The following is a 6317-nucleotide window of genomic DNA, read 5'->3' as shown; positions in this document are numbered from 1 at the left end:
GATATAGAACGCTCTCAAAACCTTATTGCAGATTTTGGAGATTTGTTTAGAGAATTTATTGCTTATAATGAAACCCACATGATTCCTTTAAAAAAATCGTTAGAGTTTTTAGATAAATATATGGATATTATATCTGTGCGGTTTTCAGATCATTTAACGTTTACTAAAACCATAGAACAAGGCGTAGAAAATTATTTAGTACCTAGTTTATTAATGCAGCCTATAATAGAAAATGCAATAAAACATGGTTACGGTTATAATATTACAGAATTAGAAATCAAGCTATCCATATACAAAACAGAAAATAACCTTACCATAGAAATAGTAAATAATGGTATCCCTTTAGAAGACAATTTTAATAAACTACTAGAAAAGGGGACAGGTTTAAAAACAACCCACGAACGCTTAAAAACCTTATTTGGAAGTAACTTTAATTTTAAGCTAGAAAATAGAAATGATGGGAAGGTATTATCTATGATTACATTCCCTGTAACCTAACAACGTATTCACGAATTACAATTCAGCTATAAAAAATGACAATTCGGTAATGCACTTTTTTAAAGGAGGCTATTCTGGTAGATATTTGCAGTGTAACTAAAACAAATATAATATTATGTATAGATTAGCTTTTTTTATTGTATTTATGATTGCATCATACTTACCAGCACAAACTAATTACGAAAAAGGAATGCAAAAGGCATTCGATTTATGGGAGGCACAAAAAACAGACGAAGCAGTTAACCTGTTTGAACGTATTTCGAGTGCAGAACAAGACAATTGGTTGCCCTCGTATTATGCAGCAGAAGTACTTATTTTAGATGGTTTTACTATTTTAAAAGACAAAGAAAAACTAGAAGGACAGTTAAAACGAGCACAAGCCTTTTTAGATGAAGCAACATCAATATCTAAAGATAACCCAGAAATAATGGTTTTACAAGCATTATTACATACTGTTTATGTTGCTAGCGATGGCGCTACTTATGGAATGTTATTATCTGGTAAAATAGCAAACTTGTATGCTACAGCTTATAAAATAGACCCTAAAAACCCTAGAGTAGTTCTTAATAAAGCCGAGTGGGATATGGGGGCAGCAAAATATTTTGGCAAAGACACTGCACCATTTTGTAAAGACATAGAAAAAGCTGTAGAACTTTTCGCTAACTTTAAACCAGAAACGTCATTTCATCCAAATTGGGGAAAAGAACGAGCAGAAGAAGTACTAAAAACATGTAAAGCAAACTAAATGTTACAATTTTTTAAAGACCTGGGCAAAGCATTTACCATTGGTGTGATTGTGTTCTTAATTAGAGGACTCATCATGTATATTAATGGTGTTAATATAGAAATTAATGAAGATTTTTATTTAGACTTTGTTTACAACCAAATGTATGCTATTGTGTTGTATATGGCTAATGCATATGTATTAACATATTTATTACGGCACTATAAAAGCAGGCTCTTTGAAATTAAATATTTATTGCTAGCAGCATTATTTTCTGTTATTATTTCTGTAGTGGCCATTTTTATAATGCGCTATTTTATAAAAGTCATTATTTATGGAACACCAACAGTAGAGTTTGTAGCTAACGAAAAAATGTTACACTACTGGTTTTCGTTAACCATATCAATAACAGTAACGGCTGCCTTTTATATATTTTATTACTATAAATCTAGACAAGAAAATAAAGTAAAAGAACAAAAAGTAATAGCAGGTACAGCAAGTGCAAAGTTCGATGCTTTAAAAAATCAATTAGATCCGCATTTTCTATTTAATAGCCTTAATGTATTAACTAGCTTAATTGAAGAGCATCCAGAAAATGCGCAAAAGTTTACCACAAGTTTATCTAAAGTATATCGTTACGTATTAGAACAGAAAAATAAGGATTTAGTAACAGTAGACGAAGAATTAAAATTTGCAAAAACATACATGTCTTTATTAAAAATGAGATTTGAAGATAGTATTGTTTTTGATATTCCAGAGCAATCTGTAAATCCAGAAACTAAAGTGGTACCATTATCCTTGCAATTACTATTAGAAAATGCTGTTAAGCATAATATCGTTACCTCTAGCAAGCCGTTGCGTATAAAAATATATGAAGATAAAGGCATGCTAATAGTAGAAAATAATTTGCAAGCAAAACAAGTCCTTAAAAAAAGTAGCGGAGTAGGACTTAGTAATATTAAACAACGCTATCAATTATTAACAAACAAACAAGTGAGTATATACGAAACTAAAGACACCTTTAAAGTGGCTATCCCTATGCTTACTAAACAAATAACAGTGATGAAACAAAAAATAGAAAAAGAATTTGATGATACATATGTAAGAGCACGTAAACATGTAGAAGAATTAAAAGGATTTTATTACAATGTTATTTCATATTGCCTAGTGATTCCTTTTTTAATATTTATTAATTACAGAACCTATTGGGAGTTTAAGTGGTTTTGGTTCTCTGCTATAGGTTGGGGAATAGGCTTATCTTTTCACGCCTATAAAGTGTTTGTAAACGATGGTATTTTAGGGCGTGATTGGGAGCGACGTAAAATTGAGAAATTTATAGAAGAAGAAAAAAATAACCGTTGGAATTAAAAACCTAGTATTATGAAGAATTATAATATAGAACAATATAAAGAGAAAGAATCTCATGGCCATTTTGAGAGAGAAGAAGCGTATTTAAGAGCAAAAAAGAAAGTAGAAAAAATAATGGGGTTTTATTGGCATTTAGCATCTTACATTATTGTAAATGCTTTTATCATCATTATGATAGCAAGACATTCTGGAGAAGATTTTTGGAGTTTTGGTACTTTCTCTACAGCCTTTTTTTGGGGTATAGGGTTGGCATTTCATGCTTTGGGCGTTTTTGGAAAGAATTTTCTATTTAAGAAAGAATGGGAAGAACGTAAAATAGCAGAGTATATGGAGAAAGAAAGAAAACGCTGGGAATAATAATTTTATCAAAAAAAAAGGGCATTATAACAGTAATAATACTTATAATGCAAGTATTCTAGAACTTAAATTAAATAAAGAAGATTCAAAAACATATAATGAGAGTAATAATAATAGAAGACGAAAAACCATCAGCAAGACGCTTGCAGAGAATGTTACAAGCTTTAGATATGGAAGCAGAAACATTATTACATTCTGTAGAGGAATCTATAGCTTGGTTTCAAAATAATGAACATCCCGATTTAATTTTTCTAGACATTCAGTTAAGTGATGGCTTGTCTTTTGAAATCTTTGATGCAGTAGAGGTTAAATCGGCTATTATATTTACTACGGCCTACGATGAGTACGCATTACAAGCCTTTAAGTTAAATAGTATAGATTATTTATTAAAACCTATAGACGATGATGATTTAGAAGCCGCAGTTTCTAAATTTAAAACAAGATTACCACAAAAGCAAAGCGTAACTTTAGATTTTAATGATATAAAAAAGTTGCTTATTAATCCTATAGAACGGGAATATAAAAAGCGATTTTCGGTAAAAGTAGGACAACATTTAAAGTTAATAAATATAGACGATATTGAATGTTTTTACAGCGAAAACAAAGGCACTTATTTATTTACAAAAGAAGGCCGAAACTATTTGTTGGATAATACCTTAGATCAGTTAGAAGAAGAATTAGAGCCGCAAGCCTTTTTTAGAATTAATCGTAAGTTTTTTGTTAATATCCAAGCCATTAAAGATATGGTGAGTTACACAAATTCGCGTTTGCAAATAAAGTTAAACACTTACAATGAGCAAGATATTATTGTGGCAAGAGAACGCGTAAAAGATTTTAAACAGTGGTTAGAATAAAAAAAGGTGCTTAAAAATAGATTTCAAACACCTTCAAGTTTTAATGTAAAATGATTAATTGACGACTAATAATTTAGACATACTAAAAGTACCTGTACTTACTTTTACAACATAAGTACCACTTGTGTTTGTTGTATTGAAATCGCTAATTTGGATACTTTTAAAAATAATAGTACCATAAGCAGTGTTATTACTTTCGTAGACTAATTGTCCCGAAAAATCAAAAATTGAAATATTATAATCTCCTGGAGCTGGCAATTTTCCTTTTATAAAAGTAACAAAATGTGTAGGGTTAGGAAAAAGTTTAAACTTTAATTTAGGCCTTTCGTAATCTGAGATATCAGAAATTTTTCTAATACTCCCATTAAAATATTGATTTACGTATAGCGCATCTTCATCTGCATTATAAATAATACCAGCAGGATAAGTATAAGTTGCTTCTGTATAATCCCCATCCATTGTGCCAATAGTACTTCCAGAAAATATAGCCACATCATCTAATTTATTTGGCCTCACCGTATAAATTTTTTGTTCTCCGTAATTAGTTGCCCACAATAAGTTATTGGCATAAGTAATAAATGCTAGATAAGGAAAGTTGGTGCCAGAATCTGGAATGGTAGCAATGTACTTTACAGTACCATTATTTTTTAGCCTGTAAATCTCTCTACCAATATAGTTACCAACATATAATCTCCCTTGGTTATCGTAAGTTAAACCTACAGGAGTATTCAATGGCGCTCCTGTAAACAGTTTAGTAATAGTACCATTTGGCTCTAGTTTATTAATACTTTGGTCGCTAACATTAGTAAAAATCATGGCATCACTATTATGTGCTTTTATAATATTTGAAGGAAACCCATCTGTTATATTAAAAGTCTGTAATAAAGTACCATCTAGAGCATACTTATGAATGTTTTGCCCAGAGTATTCAACAACATAAAGATGATCTTGAGAATCGAATGCTAATCCATTAGGATTTGCTAGCCCAGAAACAAATGTTGAATAAGTACCATCTGGAGCAATTTTGTAAACCGAATCTCCAGCAAAATTGGAACCATATAAGTTGCCCTGAGAATCAAATACCATGGCATCATCTATTATAGCATTTGCATCACTAAAAAATGTAGAAACTGTTTGTGTATTTCCTACATAACAAGTAAGAAATACCAATAATAAAATAATCTTTTTCATAATACGTTTTTTTGTTGATTAATAAATTGACTAGTAGTAAGTTAAGTGTTTGTAAATGTTAATTAAATCATAAATGAGTGAACAGGTAGTTTCATTTAGGGAGATTAGCTTTTGAATGAGGGAACGGGTTACAAGTAGTAATTATAAACAATTTGTAGTCTATAATAGAGTTTAATAAGTAGTGAATATCTGCAATTAAAGGGAGATCGCTATTTTTAATTTGGAAAAACTACAAATTATTAAAGTAGATTATTGAGTTTTGGAGCTTAACAATTATATTTGATAAAAATCAATCAATCAATGAAAAAGTGTCTCTACATTTTATTATTAGTCGTCAATAGTCTTTTTTCTCAAACTCCAGAATCTTTAAATTATCAAGCAGTGGTAAGAGATAACTCGGGAGATCTAATTTCGAATTCAGATGTGGGGTTTCAGTTTAATCTATTACAAGGTACAATTTCTGGTACGGTAGTTTATTCAGAAACGCAGAGTTTAACTACTAGTAACGAAGGAATAGTTAATGCAAAAATAGGTATAGGAACAACATCAGATGACTTTTCAAATATCAATTGGGAAACAGGACCATATTTTCTTCAAGTAGGAGTAGATCTCTCTAATGGTACTAATTATAATGTAATAGGTACTAACGAATTACTTAGCGTCCCTTATGCCTTACAAGCTAAGAAAGCTGAAATAAGTACATCCATAGTGCTAACTTCTCCCAATGGAACAGAGTATGAAGTAACAGTTAATGACGATGGAGAATTGTCGTTACCAACATCAAATCAACCTGCAAATATTCCTACAAGCTTATATTTATATGGCAGCTTTAATAACTGGGATGCCACTAGTGCATTACAATTTGGATACGATATACCTCCTTACGATAATCAATTTATTGGAATGAAATACTTTACCGCTGGAACAGAAATAAAGTTTTTAGCAGCTCAAAATGAAAATATTGTTTATGGCGGTAACGGATTAAGTGGCGAAATAACTGAAGGAGGAAGTGCTATAACAATACCTAATGATGGGTTTTATAGAGTAACAGTCTCAGAACAACAAACAGGGCCTTCTACTTTTGTATTATATTTTAATATCGATTCTATAAATGTTAGTTTTAATAGTAATCAAACAATGATTTATAGTGGTACTCCTAATGTTTTTTTGTTAACAACAAATACTTGGAATTCAGTTGCTAATTCTTTCAGAGTAGGTTCTGTTTTTTATGGAGATAATTTAGCTGACGGTTCTCTTGAGCATAATGGAACAGATATAAATATATCTAATGCCTTTAGTACAATATTTATAGATTTAACAATTAA

Annotated in this window: 6 protein-coding genes and 1 pseudogene; 6 read left to right on the top strand and 1 reads right to left on the bottom strand. The window is 30.5% G+C overall.

The window, feature by feature from the left end:
* From ACVC2P_RS10030 to ACVC2P_RS10010, 5 genes are all read left to right on the top strand, one after another.
* Nucleotides 1-498 (top strand): sensor histidine kinase (locus ACVC2P_RS10030; RefSeq protein ID WP_452598340.1); only part of this gene is annotated, 498 nt, incomplete at its 5' end.
* A 115-nt stretch (nucleotides 499-613) separates the two neighbouring features.
* A complete protein-coding gene (locus tag ACVC2P_RS10025) occupies nucleotides 614-1243 on the top strand; it encodes a tetratricopeptide repeat protein (protein WP_452598339.1) in 630 nt (209 codons plus the stop codon).
* Nucleotides 1244-2590 (top strand): 2TM domain-containing protein, encoded by a 1347-nt coding sequence (locus tag ACVC2P_RS10020; protein WP_452598338.1) that lies wholly within the window; start codon nucleotides 1244-1246, stop codon nucleotides 2588-2590. It begins immediately after the preceding gene.
* 12 nt (nucleotides 2591-2602) lie between these two features.
* Entirely contained in the window at nucleotides 2603-2947 is a 345-nt protein-coding gene (locus ACVC2P_RS10015) for a 2TM domain-containing protein (RefSeq protein ID WP_452598337.1), read from the top strand.
* Between the two features lie 98 nt (nucleotides 2948-3045).
* Nucleotides 3046-3801, top strand: a complete 756-nt coding sequence (locus ACVC2P_RS10010; RefSeq protein WP_452598336.1) for a LytR/AlgR family response regulator transcription factor — start codon at nucleotides 3046-3048, stop codon at nucleotides 3799-3801.
* 54 nt (nucleotides 3802-3855) lie between these two features.
* On the opposite strand, the gene ACVC2P_RS10005 is transcribed toward ACVC2P_RS10010, so the two are convergent.
* Nucleotides 3856-4992, bottom strand: a complete 1137-nt coding sequence (locus tag ACVC2P_RS10005) for a virginiamycin B lyase family protein (RefSeq protein WP_452598335.1) — start codon at nucleotides 4990-4992, stop codon at nucleotides 3856-3858.
* Nucleotides 4993-5292: 300 nt separating this feature from the next.
* Here ACVC2P_RS10005 and ACVC2P_RS10000 point away from each other — a divergent pair.
* Nucleotides 5293-6317, top strand: a pseudogene (locus ACVC2P_RS10000) (hypothetical protein); the annotation flags it as partial.

This window comes from Pontimicrobium sp. MEBiC01747, from assembly GCF_053601635.1.
Note: the sequence above shows the minus strand (reverse complement) of the source record. Positions and strands in the feature narration are given on the sequence as shown.

Bases quoted from the DNA above. Each gene is read 5' to 3' on its own strand.
- ACVC2P_RS10025 (WP_452598339.1), top strand. From the start codon at position 614: ATGTATAGATTAGCTTTTTTTATTGTATTTATGATTGCATCATACTTA.
- ACVC2P_RS10020 (WP_452598338.1), top strand. From the start codon at position 1,244: ATGTTACAATTTTTTAAAGACCTGGGCAAAGCATTTACCATTGGTGTG.
- ACVC2P_RS10015 (WP_452598337.1), top strand. From the start codon at position 2,603: ATGAAGAATTATAATATAGAACAATATAAAGAGAAAGAATCTCATGGC.
- ACVC2P_RS10010 (WP_452598336.1), top strand. From the start codon at position 3,046: ATGAGAGTAATAATAATAGAAGACGAAAAACCATCAGCAAGACGCTTG.
- ACVC2P_RS10005 (WP_452598335.1), bottom strand. From the start codon at position 4,992: ATGAAAAAGATTATTTTATTATTGGTATTTCTTACTTGTTATGTAGGA.